This is a genomic window from Aureimonas phyllosphaerae, assembly GCF_047943035.1.
Taxonomy (GTDB): domain Bacteria; phylum Pseudomonadota; class Alphaproteobacteria; order Rhizobiales; family Rhizobiaceae; genus Aureimonas; species Aureimonas phyllosphaerae.
The window spans coordinates 1,766,109-1,784,433 of record NZ_CP181348.1 but is presented as its reverse complement, the minus strand read 5'-3'; the positions used below and the strand labels follow the sequence as shown (position 1 = coordinate 1,784,433).

Genomic DNA, 18,325 nt, shown 5'->3' with positions numbered 1-18,325 from the left:
GATGAGCGCTCCCGAACGGATCGTGCGCGCGGGCTTCATCCCGCTTCTCGACGCCGCCGTGCTCCTGGCCGCCTCGGCGCTCGGCCTCGACCGGCGCGAGGGCGTCAGGATCGAGCTGACGCGCGACGTGTCGTGGTCGAACATCCGCGACCGGCTGGCCTTCCGCCAGTTCGACGTCGCCCACATGCTCGGCCCCATGGCGGTCGCGGGCGAGCTCGGCCTCGGCTCCAACCCGCACAAGGTCATCGCCCCCTTCGCGCTCGCCGAGGGCGGCAACGCCATCACGCTCTCGACGCCGCTGATGGCTGCCATGCGCGCGGCGATGGACGGCGAGGACTATCCCGACAGGGCCGGCGCCCATGCGCGGGCGCTGAAGCGGGCGCTGAAGCGACGACGCCGTGCGGGCGAAGCCGCCCCGGTGTTCGGCGTGACCTATCCCTTCTCCTCCCACGCCTACGAGTTCCGGCTCTGGCTGGCGTCGGCGGGGATCGATCCCGACCGCGACGTGACGCTGACGGTGGTGCCGCCGCCGATGACCGCCGATGCCCTGCGCGCCGGGCTGATCGACGGGTTCTGCGTCAACGCGCCGTGGAACGTGATGGCCGTGGAAGAGGGGATCGGGCGCATCGTGGCGGTGAAGGCCGACATCTGGCCGGGCTCGCCGGAGAAGGTGCTGGGCCTCCGGCCGGACTGGTGGCAGGACCGGCGCGACACGGCCGAGCGTCTGCTCGCGGCGCTCGACGCCAGCGCCCTCTGGTGCGCCGATCCTGCGAACCGGCGGGAGCTCGCCGCGATCCTCGCCGAGCCCGCCCATGTCGGCGGCCGCGCCGCCCTGTTCGAGACGGTGCTGGGCGGCGACCTGCCGGTGGACCCGGACGGCACCCGCCGGGCGCTCGCCGCCTATGTCGACTTCCGGCCGGAGGGCGCCAACCTGCCGCGCCGCTCGCAGGCGCTCTGGGTCTTCGCGCAGATGGTGCGCTGGGGACAGGCGACCTACTCGCCGGACGCGGCGCGCCAGGCCGCGCAGGCGTTCCGGCCCGACGTCTACCGCTCGGCCCTGCCCGGACGCGCCGAGGCGCTGCCTGACAGTCGTATCGAACGCTCGCCCGATGCCGGCCCGGACTTCGATCCGGATGCGATCGAGGCGGCGCTCGCGAAGATCCCTTCGGCGCCCCCCGGCGCGTCACCAGCCAGCGACTGACAAGCGCTCGAGGATCGATGCCCAACATTTGCGCGTCGTGACCGAAGAACACGCGCGAGGCCAAAGCACCGTCAAACACCTGCGGCGCCGCACTCTGGAACCATTATGCTGAATTTCTAGGCGTGCTTATCTGGCGTACATTTGTGCTTTGCAAAATGACGCTTCTGCGGTTGGATAACACCATGACCCGTCAAGGACGACAGGGTCACCGAGCTTCTCCCAAGCCTCGACGACATCGACGTCGCGAACCCGATGCCACCCAACCCACGCCGGACGAGGCGCGGACGGGGCATGTGGTCCGCGGCGTCGTTTTCGTTTGGCCTTCCCTCACCCGCCGAGGACCGCCATGCCCGCTTCCGACAATTCCGGCCTCAACCGTCGCCGCTTCCTTCTCGGCACCGCCGCGACCGCGGGCACCGCCGCGCTCGTCTCGGCGATCTCGGCGAGCTTCCCAGGCGGCGCGTTTGCTGAAAGTGCGGGTCCCGAGACCACCAAAGCCGTCCTCGGCTTCATCGCCCTGACCGACGCCTCGCCGCTCATCATCGCCAAGGAAAAGGGCCTCTTCGCCAAACACGGCATGCCCGATGTCGAGGTGGTGAAGCAGTCGTCCTGGGGCACGACGCGCGACAACCTCGTGCTCGGCTCGGCGGGATCGGGCATCGACGGCGCCCACATCCTCACCCCCATGCCCTACCTGATGAGCGCCGGGACGATCACGCAGGGCGCGCCGCTGCCGATGCAGATCCTCGCCCGTCTCAACCTCGACGGCCAGGGCATCTCCGTCGCGACCGGCCTGCGCAAGGAGAATGTCGGCCTCGACGCCGGTGTCCTGCGCGACGCGTTCGCGGCCAAGAAGGCGGCCGGCACCGTGTCGAAGGTCGCCGTCACCTTCCCCGGCGGCACGCACGACCTGTGGATGCGCTACTGGCTGGCCGCCGCCGGCATCGATCCGAATACCGACGTCGAGACCATCGTCGTGCCGCCGCCGCAGATGGTGGCGAACCTCAAGGTCAACACGATGGACGCCTTCTGCGTCGGCGAGCCCTGGCACGAGCAGATGGTGAACCAGGACGTCGGCTACAGCGCCATCACGACGGGCGAGCTCTGGGCCAAGCATCCCGAGAAGAGCTTCGCGATGCGCGCCGACTGGGTCGCGGCTCACCCCAACGCCGCCAAGGCGCTGACCATGGCGGTCCTCGAGGCGCAGCAGTGGTGCGACGCGATGGAGAACAAGGACGAGCTCAGCCAGATAGTCGGCAAGCGCGCCTGGTTCAACGTCGCCCCCGCCGATATCGTCGACCGCCTCAAGGGCACCTACGACTACGGCAACGGCAAGCCGGTGGTCGAGAACTCGCCCCACGTCATGAAGTTCTGGCGCGACCACGCCTCCTACCCCTTCCAGAGCCACGACCTCTGGTTCCTCACCGAGGACCAGCGCTGGGGCTACCTGCCCGCCGGGCTCGACAAGGCGGCGCTGATCGCGGCGGTCAACCGCGAGGACATCTGGCGCGCGGCGGCCAAGGACCTCGGCGTGGCGGAGTCCGACATCCCGGCCTCGACCTCGCGCGGCGTCGAGACCTTCTTCGACGGCAAGACCTTCGATCCTGCCAACCCCGACGCCTACCTCGCGAGCCTTTCGATCAAGCGCATCGCCTGAAGCCCGTCCCGCCCCTCGCTTCAACGGAGGCCGTCCCCCGTGTCCCAGACCGTCACCAAGCTGCCCCTGAAGGGCCCGGCGCCCGCGGCCAAGGCCGGCGCCGCCGTCCTCGCGCTGCCGACGCGCCGTGCGCCCATCGGCCCCGCTCTCGTCCGGCGCTCGCGCGACTGGGCGGCCGAAATCCTGCCCTTCCTCGTCACCCTCACGGTGCTTCTCGGCCTGTGGGAGCTCCTGTGCGCCCATCCCGGCGCCGCGCTTCCGGCGCCGAGCCAAGTGCTCAGCGACAGCTGGGAGCTGATCGCCCATCCGTTCTACGTCAATTCGGGCAACGACGTCGGCCTCGGCTGGCAGATCTGGGCGAGCCTCCAGCGCGTCGCGATCGGCTATTCGATCGCGGTCGCCGTCGGCATCTCGCTCGGCGTGCTCGTCGGCCAGTCGACGCTCGCCATGCGCGGCCTCGATCCCATCTTCCAGGTGCTGCGCACGGTGCCGCCGCTCGCCTGGCTGCCGCTCTCGCTCGCCGCCTTCCAGAACGGCCAGCCGGCGGCGATCTTCGTGATCTTCATCACTTCGGTCTGGCCGATCATCATCAACACGGCCGTCGGGGTGCGCAACATTCCGGCCGACTATCGCAACGTGGCGGCGGTGCTGCGCCTGAACGGCCTCGAGTTCTTCGCCAAGATCATGCTGCCGGCGGCCGCCCCCTACATCTTCACCGGGCTTCGCATCGGCGTCGGCCTCTCGTGGCTCGCCATCGTCGCGGCGGAGATGCTGATCGGCGGCGTTGGGATCGGCTTCTTCATCTGGGACGCTTGGAACTCGTCGCTGATCTCCGACATCATCGTCGCCCTCGCCTATGTCGGCCTCGTCGGCTTCGTGCTCGACCGGATCGTGGCGCTGGTCGGCCGTCTCGTCACCCGCGGCACGGCCGCGGCCTGATCCCTCCTCGACAGACCCGGAGCGAACCCATGCAAGCCAAACCGTTCCTGTCCATCGAAGGCGTCGACATGACCTTCAAGCGGGGCGCCGCCACCACCCAGGTCCTCAAGGGCATCGACCTGACGGTGGACAAGGGCGAGTACATCTCGATCATCGGCCATTCCGGCTGCGGCAAGTCCACGCTTCTCAACATCGTGGCGGGGCTGACGAAGGCTACGACCGGCGTCGTCCTCCTCGAGGACAAGGTCGTGGACCAGCCGGGCCCCGACCGGGGCGTCGTGTTCCAGAACCATTCGCTCCTGCCCTGGCTCACGGTCTACGAGAACGTCGCGCTCGCGGTGGACAAGGTGTTCGGCAAGGCCAAGTCGGCACCTGAGCGCCGCGAATGGGTGATGCGCAACCTCGAGCTCGTCCATATGGGCCACGCCCGGGACAAGCGTCCGTCGGAGATTTCGGGCGGCATGAAGCAGCGCGTCGGCATCGCTCGCGCACTCGCCATGGAGCCGAAGATCCTCCTCCTCGACGAGCCCTTCGGCGCGCTCGACGCGCTCACCCGCGCGCATCTGCAGGATCAAGTCATGCAGATCCAGGCCGACCTCGGTACGACGGTGATGATGATCACCCACGACGTGGACGAGGCCGTGCTCCTGTCGGATCGCATCGTGATGCTGACGAACGGCCCATCGGCCAACATCGGCGAGATCCTCGCCGTGCCGCTCGCCCGGCCGCGCGACCGCATCAAGCTCGCGACGGACCCGATCTACCTCAAGTGCCGCCAGGCGGTGTTGCGGTTCCTCTACGAGCGCAACCGCTTCGTTGAAGCGGCCTGACGCCGGACTGATCGCCCGGCGCGCCACCGACGCCGCGCCGGACGCCCTTCTCAACCTTTCCGTTTCGGGATGAGACCCATGACCCAGAAACTCGTCGTCGTCGGCAACGGCATGGCCCCCGGCCGGATGCTCGAACACCTCTTCGAACTGGCGCCGAATGCCTTCGAGGTGACGATCTTCAACGCCGAACCCCGCGTGAACTACGATCGCATCATGCTCTCCCCCGTCCTGTCGGGCGAGAAGAGCTTCGAGGACATCGTGATCCACGGCGACGGCTGGTACGTCAGCCACGGCGTCACGCTCTACAAGGGCCACAAGATCGTCGCGATCGACCGGGCGGCGAAGACCGTGACGTCCGACAAGGGGGTGACGGAGGCTTACGACCACCTCGTCATCGCCACCGGCTCGACCCCATTCATCCCGCCCGTCCCCGGCCACACCCTTCCCGGCGTCCTCGCCTACCGCGACCTCGACGATGTCGACGCAATGATCCTCGCGGCGCAGTCGAACGCCAAGGCCGTCGTCATCGGCGGCGGACTTCTCGGCCTCGAAGCCGCCGCGGGCCTGCGCGCGCAGGGGCTGGAGGTTACCGTCCTCCACCTCATGCCGACCTTGATGGAGCGCCAGCTCGACCCCGCCGCCGGCTTTCTCCTCCAGCGCGCCCTGGAGAAGCGCGGCATCGAGGTGATCTGCAACGCCAACACGGACGAGGTGCTCGGCACGGAACGGGTCGAGGGCGTCAGGCTCAAGGACGGCCGCGTCATCCCGGCGAGCCTCGTCGTCATGGCCGTCGGCATCCGCCCCTCTGCCGGGCTCGCCAAGGACGCGGGCCTGGCCGTCGGTCGCGGCATCCATGTCGACGACCAGCTCGTCACCTCCGACGAGAGCATCTCGGCGCTCGGCGAATGCGTCGAGCTCGACGGGCGCGTCTACGGCCTCGTCGCGCCGCTCTACCAGATGGCGGAAGTGGCGGCCCGCCGGCTCGCCGGCCAGCCCGGAGAGGGCTTCCGCCACTCCGACACGCCGACGAAGCTGAAGGTCACCGGCATCAACCTCTATTCCGTCGGCGACTTCGCCGATGCACCCGATCGCGAGGAGATCGTGCTGCGCGACGCCTCGGCCGGCGTCTACAAGCGCCTCGTCGTCAAGGACAACCGCATCCTCGGCGCCGTGCTCTACGGCGAGACGGCGGATGGCGGCTGGTTCGGCGACCTCCTGAAGAAGGGCACCGACATCGCCGAGATGCGCGACACGCTGATCTTCGGCCAGAGCTACCAGGGAGGGTCCCCGCTGGACCCTATGGCGGCCGTTGCAGCGTTGGGCGATGACGCCGAGATCTGCGGCTGCAACGGCGTCTGCAAGGGCAAGATCACGTCCACCATCACCGCCAAGGGCCTGACGACCCTCGACGACGTGCGCGCCCACACCAAGGCCTCGGCCTCCTGCGGCTCGTGCACCGGCCTCATCGAGCAGCTGATGAGCGTGACGCTGGGGGCCGCCTTCAACCCGAATGCGGTGAAACCGATGTGCGGCTGCACGACGCTCGGCCACGGCGACGTGCGCCGGCTGATCAAGGCGAAGGGGCTGAAGAGCATCCCGGCGGTGATGCAGGAGCTGGAGTGGACGACCTCCTGCGGCTGCGCCAAGTGCCGCCCGGCGCTCAACTACTATCTCCTCGCCGACTGGCCGGGCGAGTATCAGGACGACAAGCAGTCGCGCTTCATCAACGAGCGCGTCCACGCCAACATCCAGAAGGACGGCACCTATTCCGTCGTGCCGCGCATGTGGGGCGGCATGACGAGTTCGGCCGAGTTGCGCGCCATCGCCGACGTCGTCGACAAGTTCGCCATCCCGGCGGTGAAATGCACCGGCGGCCAGCGCATCGACATGCTGGGTGTGAAGAAGGAGGACCTGCCCGCCGTCTGGGCCGACCTCAACGCCGCCGGCATGGTCTCGGGCGCCGCCTACGCCAAGGGCCTGCGCACGGTGAAGACCTGCGTCGGCACCGACTGGTGCCGCTTCGGCACGCAGGATTCCACCGGGCTCGGCATCCGGCTGGAGAAGTTCATGTGGGGCTCCTGGACCCCGGCCAAGCTGAAGATGGCCGTCTCCGGCTGCCCGCGCAACTGCGCCGAGGCGACCTGCAAGGACATCGGCGTCATCTGCGTCGACAGTGGCTACGACATCCACTTCGCGGGCGCCGCCGGCCTCGACATCCACGGCACCCAGGTCCTCTGCCATGTCGACACCGAGGACGAGGCCGTCGTCGTCATCGCCGCGCTCACCCAGCTCTATCGCGAGCAGGGCCACTATCTCGAGCGCATCTATAAGTGGCTGAAGCGCGTCGGGATGGACTCGATCCGCGCGGCGATCGTCGACGACCTCGAGAAGCGCCAGACCTACTTCGAGCGCTTCGTCTATTCCCAGCAGTTCGCGCAGGTCGACCCCTGGGCGGAGCGCGCCTCGAAGGGCGTCGCCGCCCACGAGTTCAAGCCGCTGGCCGATCTCTCCTCCTTCCGCGAGGCCGCAGAATGAGCACCCTCTCCGCATGGGCGGCGATCGGCCGCCTCGACGACATCCCCCGCCGCGGCGCGCGCTGCGTGACCTCGCCGCTCGGCCGGATCGCCGTCTTCCGCACTATGGACGACAAGGTCTACGCCACCGAGGACCGCTGCCCCCACAAGGGCGGCCCGCTGAGCCAGGGGATCGTCCACGGCGGCTCGGTCACCTGCCCGCTCCACTCCCAGGTGATCGCCCTCGACACCGGGCTGGTGCAGGGACCGGACGAGGGCCGGGTGCGGACCTTCCTGGTGCGGATCAGTGCGGACGGGGCGCTGGAAATCCGGCTTGAAGCCGAAGCCTTTCGAGAAGCCGCGGAATAGGAGACGCATGATGCTGTCGAAGAAGGACGTCACCGATCTCGTCTACGAGCGCAAGCGTCAGGCGGGCCTGTCCTGGGCCGCGATCGCTGAAGGCATCGGCATGAGCGAGGTCTTCACGACCTCGGCTTGCCTCGGCATGAACGCCCTGCCGCGCGACAAGGCGGATCTTCTGGCCAGGAACCTCGGCCTGCCGCAGGAGGCGGCGGTCACGCTGGCGGAATATCCGACGAAGGTCTGGGACCGCAGCGTCCCGACCGATCCGTGCATCTACCGCTTCTACGAGATCGTCGGCGTCTACGGCGACACCCTCAAGGAGCTTGTCCAGGAGAAGTGCGGAAACGGCATCATGAGCGCGATCGACTTCCACATGGAGGTCGAGAAGGTGCCGAACCCCAAGGGCGACCGGATCGAGGTCCGCATGAGCGGCAAGTACCTCGCCTACAACGCGTGGTGAGATGAACACGCTGGCGACCTCGGGCGCGACCCGCACCACCTGCCCCTATTGCGGCGTCGGCTGCGGCGTCGTGGCGACGCCCCGCCACGACGGGACGGTCGCGATCGAGGGCGACGGAGCGCATCCCGCCAATTTCGGCCGCCTCTGCTCCAAGGGCGCGGCGCTCGGTGAGACGCTGGTGCCCGACCGCCGGCTGCTGCATCCGCAGATCGGGGGCGAGCGTGCCTCCTGGAACGCCGCGCTCGACCTTGTCGCTTCGCGGTTCTCGCAGACGATCCGCGACCACGGGCCGGATTCGGTCGCGCTCTACGTCTCCGGCCAGATCCTCACCGAGGACTACTACGTCGCCAATAAGCTGATGAAGGGCTTCGTCGGCTCGGCCAACATCGACACCAACTCGCGCCTGTGTATGGCCTCCTCGGTCGCCGGCCACAGGCGCGCCTTCGGCTCCGACACGGTGCCGGGCACCTACGAGGATCTGGAAGAGGCCGACCTCCTCGTCCTCGTCGGCTCCAACCTCGCCTGGTGCCACCCGGTCCTCTTCCAGCGCGTGCAGGCCGCGCGCGCGCGCCGGACCGAGATGCGCCTCGTCGTCATCGACCCGCGCGAGACCGCGAGCGCGCGGGAAGCCGATCTCCATCTGCCGATCCGCGCCGATGGCGACACGGCGCTGTTCCTCGGGGCGCTTGCCGCGATCGAGGCGGCCGGCGCGATCGACCGCGCCTACACGCAAGCCCACACCGAAGGTCTCGACACTGCGCTGGAAGCCGCCCGGCCCTTCGCCGATCTTGCGCGCCTCGCCGCAGCCACCGGGCTCGACGCGGACAAGCTCACGGCCTTCCTCGATCTCTATGCCCGCACGAACAAGACCGTCACCGTCTACAGCCAGGGCGTGAACCAGTCGGCGGGCGGCACCGACAAGGTGTCGGCGATCCTCAACTGCCATCTCGCCACCGGCCGCATCGGGCGCCCCGGCACCGGCCCCTTTTCCGTCACCGGCCAGCCCAACGCGATGGGCGGGCGCGAGGTCGGCGGGCTCGCCAACCAGCTCGCCGCCCACATGGACCTCGGCAACCCCGTCCACGCGGATGTCGTGCGCCGCTTCTGGAATGCGCCGAACGTGGCGCAGACGCCCGGCCTCAAAGCCGTTGACCTCTTCAAGGCAGTCGCCGACGGCCGGGTGCGCGCGCTGTGGATCATGGGGACCAATCCCGTCGATTCGCTGCCTGAGGCCGACGGCGTCGCCGAGGCGCTCCGCCGCTGCCCCTTCGTCGTCGTCTCCGACGTCGTGACCGACACCGACACGATGCCCTTCTCCCATGTCGCCCTGCCGTCCGCCGCCTGGGGCGAGAAGGATGGCACGGTGACGAATTCCGAGCGCCGCATCTCGCGCCAGCGTGGCTTCCTCGCCATGCCCGGCGAGGCGCGGCCGGACTGGTGGCAGATCCAGGAAGTCGCGAGGCGCATGGGCTTCGCAAAAGGCTTCGACTTCGCCAATGCGGCCGCGATCTTCCGCGAGCACGCCGCCCTCTCCGCCTTCGAAAACGAGGGTGCACGCGATTTCGATATCGGCGCGCTCAAAACCCTCGACGATGCGGCCTACGAGGCGCTGGCGCCGGTGCAATGGCCCCAGCCGGCCGGCGCCGCGCCGACCACCCGCTTCTTCGCAAACGGCCGCTTCTTCACGCCGAACGGCCGGGCGAAACTCCTGCCCGTCGCCCCGGCCGAGGCGCCCGCCCTCACGGCCAAGCGCCCCTTCGTGCTCAACACCGGCCGCATCCGCGACCAGTGGCACACGATGACGCGAACGGGGCGCTCGGCCCGCCTGTCGGCCCATCTCGCGGAGCCCTTCTGCGAAATCCACCCGGCCGATGCGCAACGCCTCGGCATCGCGGAGGCCGATCTCGTGTCGCTCTCGACGGATCACGGCAGCGCCACCCTGCGCGCGCTCCTGACGCCCCGCGTCGCGCCCGGCACGCTTTTCGCCCCGATGCACTGGACCGGCCAGTTCTCGGGCGCAGCGCGCATCAACGCGCTCGTCCCCGCACGCACCGATCCGATCTCGGGCCAGCCGGCGTCGAAGGCCGCGCCCGCCGCGCTCCGTCGCGTCTCGGCCGAGTGGTACGGCTTCGCGGTCTCGCGCGCCGAGCCCGAAGCGGACGACCTCATCTATTGGGCCAAGGCCCGCGCGCCCGGCGGCTGGCGGCTGGAGCTCGCCGGCAACGGCACCGCGCCGGAGCCCCACGCCCTCCTCGGCCTCGACCCCGCCGCAGACCTTCTCGACTACACCGACCGCACCGGCCAGCGCCGCCTCGCCGCCTTCGATGCCGGCGACCGGCTCCTCGCCGCGCTCTGGCTCTCGCCGGAGCCCGTCGCCGTCTCGCGCGCCTTCGCCGTCTCGCTGCTCGACGCTCCGGCCTTCGAACCCCAGGCTCGCGCACGTGTCCTCGCCGGACGCGCCGGCGCCGAGCGGCCCGACCCCGGTGCGCTCGTCTGCTCTTGTTTCGGCGTCGGGGCCAACGACATCAGGCGCGCTGTGGGCGGCGGCTGCGCGAGCGTCGCGGCCATCGGCCAGAGCTTGCGGGCCGGCACGAATTGTGGCTCCTGCAGAACCGAGATCCAGGGATTGATCGATGCGGAACGACGTGTCCTCGAGCCAAGCTGACACCGCGCCCGCCCGCCAGCGCCCGCAGCGCATGGGCGAGCTCGCGACCCTGCCCGTCTTCTTCGACCTCAAGGGCAAGCGCGCGGCGATGGCCGGCGGCTCGGACGGCGCCGCCTGGAAGGCCGAACTGCTGGCCGCCTCCGGCGCGACCGTCGATCTCTATTGCCCCGCCGACGACCTCGGCGAGGAGATGCGCACCGTCCTCGCCCTCCCCTTTGCGGACGGCGAGATCCGCCATCACGACCGCCCTTGGGCACTCGACGTCTTTGCCGCCGCCTCGCTTGCGGTCGCCGACTGCGAAAGCGAGGCGGAAGCGCAGGCCTTCTTCTGCGCCGCGCGCGCCGCCGGCGTCCCGGTCAACGTCATCGACAAGCCGGACTTCTGCCAATTCCGCTTCGGCACGATCGTCAACCGCTCGCCCGTCGTCGTCGGCATCTCGACCGATGGCGCGGCGCCCATCCTCGGCCAGGCGATCCGCCGGCGCATCGAGACGCTGCTGCCCGCCACCCTCACCGGCTGGGCGAAGATGGCCGCGCGCGTGCGCGCCGAGGTGATGGACCGCCTCGCACCGGGCCCGTCCCGCCGCGCCTTCTGGGAGCGCTTTTCCGACGACGCCTTCACGCGCCGTGCGCCCGACGAGGCGGCCGAGCTGGAGGCCCGCGCCTTCGTTCGCGACCTCGCCAATCGCCCGCAGGCCGGCGGACGGGTGACGCTGGTCGGCGCCGGCCCCGGCGACGCCGAGCTTCTGACGCTGAAGGCCGTGCGCGCCCTGCAGGCCGCCGACGTCATCCTCTTCGACGACCTCGTGTCCGACGACATCCTGGAGCTCGCCCGCCGCGAGGCCAAGCGCATGCTGGTCGGCAAGCGCGGCGGGCGCGAGAGCTGCCGGCAGGAAGACATCAACGCGATGATGGCGCAGTTCGCCCATGCCGGTAAGCATGTCGTGCGGCTGAAATCCGGCGACGTCTCCGTCTTCGGGCGCTCGGGCGAGGAGATCGCCGACCTACGGGCGCAGGGTATTCCCGTCGCGATCGTGCCGGGCATCACGGCGGCCTCGGCCATGGCCGGCGCCTTCGGCGTGTCGCTGACCCACCGCGACCGGGCGCAGGCCGTGCGCTTCGTCACCGCACATTCGCAGAAGGGCGACCTTCCCGACGACATGGACTGGCGGGCGCTCGCCGACGACAACGCGACCACGATCTTCTACATGGGCGGGCGCATGGCGCGGCGCATCGCCGAGCAGCTCATCGCGCACGGGCTTCCACCGGAAACGCCGGTGGCCGTCGCCGCGGCCCTCACCCGGCCGGACGAGATCCGTGTGGTCGGACCGCTCTCATCTCTCGGGGAGATCGTCGGGCGCGTCGGCATCGACCGGCCGATCCTGATCGGCGTCGGGCGCGTGTTTGCCGATGTCGAGCCGTCCGCCCTCCTCGGCTACGAGCCCGAGCGGCTCGATCCCTCTCGCCAAACCTCGCGCCTTCAGGCAAAGGCCGTCTGACCACTTCGGGAGGACGGACATGGGCGAGCAGGTGACGCTGGCGGGGCTGACGAACGCGCTTCTCAGCGAGGAGGGCGAGCGCCGCCGGATCGTCGCGATCGCCGGCGCGCCGGGCTCCGGCAAGTCCACCACGGCCGATCAACTGAAGGAACGCCTCAACGCGCGCCGCGCGGGTGTCGCCGACGTGTTCCCGATGGACGGTTTCCACTACGACGACACGGTGCTGAACGCGCGCGGCCACCGCCCGCGCAAGGGCGCGCCGCATACGTTCGACCTCGACGGCTACCGCACGGCGCTGGAGCGGCTTCGCGCCGACGACGGCCGCGAGGTCGCCGTGCCGGTCTTTGACCGCTCGATCGAGATCGCGCGCGCGGGCGGCCGCATCATCGAGCCGTCGACGCGCATCGTGCTGACGGAGGGCAACTACCTCCTCCTCGACGAGCCGGGCTGGCGCGACCTCGGCGACCTCTTCGACCTGACGGTCATGGTCGAGGCGAGCGAGGAGGTGCTGATCGGCCGGCTGACGGAGCGCTGGATGGGGTTCCAGCTCGATCCGGACGCGATGGTCCGGCAGATGGAAGGCAACGACCTTCCCAACATGCGCCTCGTGCTGGCCAAAAGCCGGCCGGCTGACCTTGTGCTACGCTCCGACGCCTGAGCGACCGGGGCTCAAGGTCCGGCGAGCCAGACCGCGACCGTGATCCAGATCGGCAGCGTGACCAGCGAGGCGACCGTGGTGGCGACCAGCGCGCCGCCCGATTCCGCGGTGCCTTCCCGGTAGATCGCCGAGAGGATCGTTCCGACGAAGCCGGCGGGGATCGCCATGGCGACGACGATCCGCGCCTCGATCGCCGGCGGCAGCGACAGGAGGAGGCAGAGCGCCAGCGCCAGCGCCGGGCGCAGGACATTCGACAGGGCGACGGCGAAAAGGCTCGTCCGAGACAAGCGCAGGGGCTGCGTCGACAGGATTACCCCGGTCAGGAACAGGCCGACGCCGCCGGTCGCTTGCGCCAGGGGCTTCAGGACCGCGATGCCGAGCGCCGGAAACGGCACCTCGGCAAAGGCGATGACGAAGCCGAGCACGGGCAGGATCGTCATCGGCTTGACCAGCGCTGCCCCGACGGCTCGGCCGATATGGCCGCCGCCCTGCATCTCCAGCCGGACGAAACAATAGAGCGTGACGGTCAGCGTGCCGACGAGGTTGGCGACGGCCAGCGTCACCTCCGACCCCGGCCCTTCCAGCGCCTGGAACAGGCCAAGACCAATGCCGCCAAGATTGGGAATGCCGACGGTTTGGGCAAAGAGTGCCGTCGTGATCGGCGTGAGGCCCCAGCGTCGTGAGACCAGGAGCGTGAGGCCGAGCATCGCCGCAAAGGTCGCGACGTAAGCAGCGGTCGGTGCGAGTTCGGCCGTCAGCAGGCTGCGGGGCGCTGTGACGATCGCGAGGAACAGGGCGATCGGCAGCGCGAACTGCGCGACGAAGGCGCCGAGCATGCCGGTGGCACTCGCGTCCACCCAGCGCCGGCGACCCGCGACGAAACCGAGCCCGATCACGAAGAAGACCGGCGCGAGCGAGAAGAGAAGGATCTGGAACATCGGGTCGGACGGGAATGCGATGAAGGGCCGGCGGAGCGACCGCCGACCCTTCTGGCATGCTTACGTTCTCAAGGCGAGGTTCTGCCCACGCCTTGGCACATCACCGGCGCCGCGCCTTCAGCGCATCACCGGCATCGAGAACTCGGCGCCCGACTTGATGCCGGACGGCCAGCGGCTCGTCACCGTCTTGGTGCGGGTCCAGAACTTGATCGAGTCCGGTCCGTGCTGGTTGAGGTCGCCGAAGGACGAGCGCTTCCAGCCGCCGAAGGAGTGGTAGGCGAGCGGGGTCGGGATCGGCACGTTGATGCCGATCATGCCGATCGGAACGCGGCTTGCGAAATCGCGCGCTGCATCGCCGTCGCGCGTGTAGATCGCGACGCCGTTGCCGTATTCGTGCTCGGTCGGCAGGGCGAGCGCGGCCTCGTAGTCCTTGGCGCGCACCACCGAGAGCACGGGCCCGAAGATCTCGGCCTTGTAGATCTCCATGTCGGGCGTGACGTGGTCGAAGAGGCAGGAGCCGACGAAGAAGCCGTCCTCATAGCCCTGCATGCGGAACTGGCGACCGTCGACGACGAGCTTGGCGCCTTCCCGGACGCCCGTCTCGACGAGGCCGAGGATCTTCTCCTGGCTCGCCTTGGTGACAACCGGGCCGTAGTCGGCGGCGGCATCGGTGTAGGGACCGATCTTGAGCGCCTCGACCTTCGGGATCAGCTTCTCGATCAGGGCGTTGGCGGTCTCCTCGCCGACCGGCACCGCCACCGAGATCGCCATGCAGCGCTCGCCGGCCGAGCCATAGCCCGCGCCGATCAGCGCGTCCGCCGCCATGTCGAGGTCGGCGTCGGGCATGATGATCATGTGGTTCTTGGCGCCGCCGAACGTGTGGGCACGCTTGCCCCGCTTCGTCGCCTCGGCATAGACATGGGCGGCGATCGGCGTCGAGCCGACGAAGGAGATCGCGCCGATCTCCGGGTGCTCCAGCACCGCGTCGACCGCTTCCTTGTCGCCGTTGACGACTTGAAGGATGCCCTTCGGCAGGCCTGCTTCCAGCATCAGTTCGGCGAGGCGCATCGGCACGGACGGGTCGCGCTCCGAGGGCTTCAGGATGAAGGCGTTGCCGCAGGCGATCGCCGGGGCGAACATCCACATCGGGATCATCGCCGGGAAATTGAACGGCGTGATGCCGGCGCCGATGCCGACCGGCTGGCGGATCGAGTACATGTCGATGCCGGGCCCTGCGCCCTCGGTGAACTCGCCCTTCATCAGGTGCGGAATGCCGATCACGAACTCGCAGACCTCGAGGCCGCGCACGATGTCGCCCTTGGAGTCCTCGACCGTCTTGCCATGCTCCGACGACAGGAGTTCGGCGAGCTCCTGCATGTGGGCGTTCAGGAGCTCGACGAACTTGATGAAGACGCGGGCCCGGCGCTGCGGGTTGGTGGCGGCCCATTTCGGCTGGGCGGCGCGCGCCGCATCCACCGCACGCTGCAGCTCGTCGCGGCTGGCTAGCGACAGTCGCGCCGTCGCCTGACCCGTGGCCGGATTGAAGACGTCGGCAAAACGCCCGCTGGTGCCCGCGACGCGCGCGCCGTCGATGAAGTGACCGATCTCGTTCATGCCGTCTCTCCCTTGTGCTGCCGGTTTGTGGCCGTCACCCGCCCTTGAAAGCAAGGGGCGGGATCGTGCATCCATTGTGCGAAAATCGAAGTCTTGGGAGACGTCCGCGTGAATTGGGACGACGTGCGCGTATTTCTGGCGGTGGCACGCGCCGGGCAGATCCTGGCGGCCTCGCGGCGGCTCGGCCTCAACCACGCGACCGTCGGCCGGCGGCTCGACGCACTGGAGGGTGCGCTAGGCACCCGCCTCTTCGAGCGGCGACCGGGCGGCTGCACGTTGACCGGCGAGGGCGAAGCCTTCCTTCCGGCGGCCGAGCGAATGGAGGCGGAAGCGCAGAACGCGCGGGCCCTCATCGGCGAGGCGGACCTGGCCCTGTCCGGCACCGTGCGGATCGGCGCGCCGGACGGGTTCGGCACCGCGTTCCTCGCCCCGCGCCTCGGGCCTCTGATGGACCGCCATCCCGGCCTGACGCTGCAGCTCGTGCCGGTGCCGCGCGCTTTCTCGCTGTCGCGGCGCGAGGCCGACATCGCGATCACCGTGGAGCGTCCCGAGCAGGGCCGGCTCGTCGCCCGGCGTCTCGTGTCCTACAGCCTGCGCGCCTACGCCTCGACGGATTATCTCGACCGAGCGGGGCGACCCCAGGGCGTCGGCGATCTCGCCGCCCATTCGCTCGTCGGCTATGTCGACGACCTCCTCTACAGCGCCTCGCTGCAATACGCGGCCGAGTTCGCGCCGGGGTGGCAGAGCCGGATCGAGATCTCCTCCGCCCTCGGTCAGGCCGAGGCCGTGGCGGCGGGCCTTGGCATCGGCATCCTGCACAGCTTCTCGGCGGCCGGGCGCCACGGTCTCGAGCGCGTTCTGCCCGAGCGGGAGCTCCGGCGCGAATATTGGCTGGTGTACCATGAGAGCGCACGCGACCTCTCGCGGGTCCAGGCCGTCGCCCGCTTCATCGCCGAGCTGGTGGATACGGAGCGGGCGATCTTCGCCTAGAATGCATCACCGATGCCATATTATTTTGCATTGCAGCATGACGACATCTGAGCGCAACCCCGCGCTTCGCCGTGAGCTGCGTTCAATTCCATCGGGCTCACGGATCGTTACAAGCTCGTTATAACGATTTATCCCGGGCTTTTTTGACGGTTCTGCGAACCCTGAAGTTGTTGAAACCGCTTTCTCAAGCCGCCTTGAAAGGCGCCTCCCGCAACCTGCGCGTCTAGCGCAAACCCGCCCTGCACTGTGCAACTGCGAACGGAGCGTTGCCGGGAAGCATCAACTCCTCTATAAGATGCTTACCGTTCTTTAAAGAACCCGACGGGAATCCGATGGCAAAGATCACCACGTTGGCGACCACCACCAGCGACGTCACCCGACAACCTGCAGCGGTCGATCTTTCCCGCCCAGTCGGCGGATCGCTGAAGCGGGCCGTCGACATCACGCTGACCTTGGGCGCCCTCCTCGTTCTCAGCCCCCTGATGCTCATCATCATCGCCGCGATGAAGATCAGCGACCCCGGCCCGGTCTTTTTCGGCCACAAGCGCGTCGGCTTCGATGGCCGACATTTCCGCTGCTACAAGTTCCGCTCGATGGCCACCAACTCGGCCGAGCTCCTGCAGCGCCTCCTCCAGACCGACCCGACGGCGCGCGCCGAGTGGGAAGCCACGCAGAAGCTTCGCAACGATCCGCGCGTCACGCGCCTCGGCCGATTCCTGCGCGAGACCAGCCTCGACGAGCTGCCGCAGCTCTTCAACGTGCTGCGCGGCGAGATGAGCCTGATCGGCCCGCGCCCGATCGTCGATGAGGAGGTGCATCGCTACACGCACCGCTTCGAGGCCTACAAGCGCACCCGTCCGGGCGTCACCGGCATGTGGCAGGTCAACGGCCGGTCGAACACGAGCTATGCCTCGCGCGTCAAGTTCGACACCTACTACGTCCGCCATTGGTCGCTGTGGCTCGACATTCAGATCCTCATCAAGACGGTCAAGGTCGTGATGAAGCGCGAGGGTAGCTGCTGATCTCAGCCGCCTCGCACTCGAACTGAAAGGGGAAGGTCGTCCGCGGCCTTCCCCTTTTTGCTGTGGCGGCGCGGCTTTCCTGACAACGCGCTTCGTGCGAAGGAATGCAGGCATGACGCACCCGCTCCCCCCTTCGCCCGACCGGCCGGCGCTTGATCTCGATGCGCTGCTCGAGCCGCTTTGCGCGCTCGCGCTGGAGGCCGGCGCCTGCATCCTGCGACACTACAGGCCGGACGTAGCGGTGGCGACGAAGGGCGACGGTTCGCCGGTCACCCAGGCCGACGGCGAGGCCGAGGCGATCATCCTCGAGGGATTGGCTGAGATCGCGCCGGGAATCCCCGTGGTGGCGGAGGAGGAGGCGGCGGCTGGGCGGTGCCCCGACGCCAGCGCCCGCTTCTTCCTGGTCGACCCCCTCGACGGCACGCGCGAGTTCATCACCGGCAACGGCGAGTTTACGGTCAACATCGCTCTCATCGAGTACGGCGTGCCGGTTCTCGGCGTGGTCTATGCCCCGGCGCTCGGACGCCTCTTTGCTGGCGGCCCGGCAGGCGCCTGGCGCCGCGAGGGCGCGGAGAAGCGCCATCCGATGCGGGTGCGCGCGGCACCGGGTCCCCTCACCGTCGTCGGCTCGCGCAGCCACGGTTCGGCGGAAACGGCCGTTTATCTCGAACGCCTGCCGGTCGCGGGCTTTGCCGCCTGCGGCTCGTCGCTGAAGTTCTGCATGCTGGCCGCCGGCGAGGCCGACTTCTACCCCCGCTTCGGCCGGACGATGGAATGGGACACGGCGGCCGGCGACGCCATCCTGCGCGCGGCGGGTGGATGCGTGACGACCTGCGACGGGCAGCCGCTGCGCTACGGCAAGCAGCAACAGGCGCATGACGCCGATTTTGCCAACCCGCACTTCCTTGCCTTCGGCGATCCCGCCATTCTCCCGCTCGCCTGCACGGATCGCATCGCCCGCGAATCGTGAGCTGTCG

15 protein-coding genes are annotated in these 18,325 nt (G+C 69.1%); 13 read left to right on the top strand and 2 right to left on the bottom strand.

Features of this window, described 5'->3' with window-relative positions:
• The first annotated feature begins 1 nt into the window (after window position 1).
• The 10 genes from ACLNGM_RS08335 (at window position 2) to ACLNGM_RS08290 (ending at window position 12,784) form a co-directional block, all read left to right on the top strand.
• Entirely contained in the window at window positions 2-1,201 is a 1,200-nt protein-coding gene (locus ACLNGM_RS08335; protein ID WP_416357932.1) for a CmpA/NrtA family ABC transporter substrate-binding protein, read from the top strand.
• 346 nt (window positions 1,202-1,547) lie between these two features.
• On the top strand, window positions 1,548-2,858 hold the full coding sequence (locus ACLNGM_RS08330) for a CmpA/NrtA family ABC transporter substrate-binding protein (RefSeq protein ID WP_416357931.1): 1,311 nt from the start codon (window positions 1,548-1,550) through the stop codon (window positions 2,856-2,858).
• Between the two features lie 39 nt (window positions 2,859-2,897).
• Window positions 2,898-3,797, top strand: coding sequence for a nitrate ABC transporter permease (ntrB, locus tag ACLNGM_RS08325; RefSeq protein ID WP_416357930.1), 900 nt, complete (start codon window positions 2,898-2,900; stop codon window positions 3,795-3,797).
• A 29-nt stretch (window positions 3,798-3,826) separates the two neighbouring features.
• The gene (locus ACLNGM_RS08320) at window positions 3,827-4,627 is read left to right on the top strand and encodes an ABC transporter ATP-binding protein (protein ID WP_090962887.1); all 801 of its coding nucleotides are present in this window, start codon (window positions 3,827-3,829) and stop codon (window positions 4,625-4,627) included.
• A 78-nt stretch (window positions 4,628-4,705) separates the two neighbouring features.
• Window positions 4,706-7,162, top strand: a complete 2,457-nt coding sequence (gene nirB / locus ACLNGM_RS08315) for a nitrite reductase large subunit NirB (protein WP_416357929.1) — start codon at window positions 4,706-4,708, stop codon at window positions 7,160-7,162.
• Window positions 7,159-7,509 (top strand): nitrite reductase small subunit NirD, encoded by a 351-nt coding sequence (nirD, locus tag ACLNGM_RS08310; RefSeq protein WP_416357928.1) that lies wholly within the window; start codon window positions 7,159-7,161, stop codon window positions 7,507-7,509. The genes nirB and nirD overlap by 4 nt, the downstream gene beginning before the upstream one ends.
• A 7-nt stretch (window positions 7,510-7,516) precedes the next feature.
• Window positions 7,517-7,963: a cyanase gene (gene cynS, locus ACLNGM_RS08305; RefSeq protein WP_416357927.1), complete on the top strand. Its 447-nt coding sequence runs from the start codon at window positions 7,517-7,519 to the stop codon at window positions 7,961-7,963.
• A 1-nt stretch (window position 7,964) separates the two neighbouring features.
• On the top strand, window positions 7,965-10,628 hold the full coding sequence (locus ACLNGM_RS08300) for a molybdopterin-dependent oxidoreductase (RefSeq protein ID WP_416357926.1): 2,664 nt from the start codon (window positions 7,965-7,967) through the stop codon (window positions 10,626-10,628).
• 31 nt (window positions 10,629-10,659) lie between these two features.
• On the top strand, window positions 10,660-12,126 hold the full coding sequence (gene cysG, locus ACLNGM_RS08295; RefSeq protein ID WP_416358414.1) for a siroheme synthase CysG: 1,467 nt from the start codon (window positions 10,660-10,662) through the stop codon (window positions 12,124-12,126).
• Window positions 12,127-12,145: 19 nt separating this feature from the next.
• Window positions 12,146-12,784 carry a nucleoside triphosphate hydrolase gene (locus tag ACLNGM_RS08290; protein WP_416357925.1) on the top strand — a complete coding sequence of 213 codons (639 nt, stop codon included), beginning with the start codon at window positions 12,146-12,148 and terminating at the stop codon, window positions 12,782-12,784.
• Between the two features lie 11 nt (window positions 12,785-12,795).
• Here ACLNGM_RS08290 and ACLNGM_RS08285 read toward each other — a convergent pair whose 3' ends face one another.
• Window positions 12,796-13,722: an AEC family transporter gene (locus tag ACLNGM_RS08285; RefSeq protein WP_416357924.1), complete on the bottom strand. Its 927-nt coding sequence runs from the start codon at window positions 13,720-13,722 to the stop codon at window positions 12,796-12,798.
• A gap of 117 nt (window positions 13,723-13,839) precedes the next feature.
• Window positions 13,840-15,336: a CoA-acylating methylmalonate-semialdehyde dehydrogenase gene (locus ACLNGM_RS08280; RefSeq protein WP_416357923.1), complete on the bottom strand. Its 1,497-nt coding sequence runs from the start codon at window positions 15,334-15,336 to the stop codon at window positions 13,840-13,842.
• A gap of 108 nt (window positions 15,337-15,444) precedes the next feature.
• Between ACLNGM_RS08280 and ACLNGM_RS08275 the strand changes: the two genes are divergently transcribed.
• The 3 genes from ACLNGM_RS08275 (at window position 15,445) to cysQ (ending at window position 18,318) form a co-directional block, all read left to right on the top strand.
• Window positions 15,445-16,326: a LysR family transcriptional regulator gene (locus tag ACLNGM_RS08275; RefSeq protein WP_416357922.1), complete on the top strand. Its 882-nt coding sequence runs from the start codon at window positions 15,445-15,447 to the stop codon at window positions 16,324-16,326.
• 332 nt (window positions 16,327-16,658) lie between these two features.
• Complete coding sequence (locus ACLNGM_RS08270; protein WP_416357921.1) at window positions 16,659-17,348, top strand: exopolysaccharide biosynthesis polyprenyl glycosylphosphotransferase; 690 nt, start codon at window positions 16,659-16,661, stop codon at window positions 17,346-17,348.
• Window positions 17,349-17,460: 112 nt separating this feature from the next.
• Window positions 17,461-18,318, top strand: a complete 858-nt coding sequence (cysQ, locus tag ACLNGM_RS08265; protein WP_416357920.1) for a 3'(2'),5'-bisphosphate nucleotidase CysQ — start codon at window positions 17,461-17,463, stop codon at window positions 18,316-18,318.
• The last annotated feature ends 7 nt before the right edge of the window (window positions 18,319-18,325 follow it).

What these genes read in the sequence shown, in the direction of transcription:
- ACLNGM_RS08290 (WP_416357925.1), top strand. Translation starts at nt 12,146, where the DNA reads ATGGGCGAGCAGGTGACGCTGGCGGGGCTGACGAACGCGCTTCTCAGC.
- ACLNGM_RS08330 (WP_416357931.1), top strand. Translation starts at nt 1,548, where the DNA reads ATGCCCGCTTCCGACAATTCCGGCCTCAACCGTCGCCGCTTCCTTCTC.
- nirB (WP_416357929.1), top strand. Translation starts at nt 4,706, where the DNA reads ATGACCCAGAAACTCGTCGTCGTCGGCAACGGCATGGCCCCCGGCCGG.
- ACLNGM_RS08270 (WP_416357921.1), top strand. Translation starts at nt 16,659, where the DNA reads ATGGCAAAGATCACCACGTTGGCGACCACCACCAGCGACGTCACCCGA.
- cynS (WP_416357927.1), top strand. Translation starts at nt 7,517, where the DNA reads ATGATGCTGTCGAAGAAGGACGTCACCGATCTCGTCTACGAGCGCAAG.
- ACLNGM_RS08335 (WP_416357932.1), top strand. Translation starts at nt 2, where the DNA reads ATGAGCGCTCCCGAACGGATCGTGCGCGCGGGCTTCATCCCGCTTCTC.
- ACLNGM_RS08320 (WP_090962887.1), top strand. Translation starts at nt 3,827, where the DNA reads ATGCAAGCCAAACCGTTCCTGTCCATCGAAGGCGTCGACATGACCTTC.
- cysG (WP_416358414.1), top strand. Translation starts at nt 10,660, where the DNA reads ATGGGCGAGCTCGCGACCCTGCCCGTCTTCTTCGACCTCAAGGGCAAG.
- ACLNGM_RS08285 (WP_416357924.1), bottom strand. Translation starts at nt 13,722, where the DNA reads ATGTTCCAGATCCTTCTCTTCTCGCTCGCGCCGGTCTTCTTCGTGATC.
- ACLNGM_RS08280 (WP_416357923.1), bottom strand. Translation starts at nt 15,336, where the DNA reads ATGAACGAGATCGGTCACTTCATCGACGGCGCGCGCGTCGCGGGCACC.
- cysQ (WP_416357920.1), top strand. Translation starts at nt 17,461, where the DNA reads ATGACGCACCCGCTCCCCCCTTCGCCCGACCGGCCGGCGCTTGATCTC.
- ACLNGM_RS08300 (WP_416357926.1), top strand. Translation starts at nt 7,965, where the DNA reads ATGAACACGCTGGCGACCTCGGGCGCGACCCGCACCACCTGCCCCTAT.
- nirD (WP_416357928.1), top strand. Translation starts at nt 7,159, where the DNA reads ATGAGCACCCTCTCCGCATGGGCGGCGATCGGCCGCCTCGACGACATC.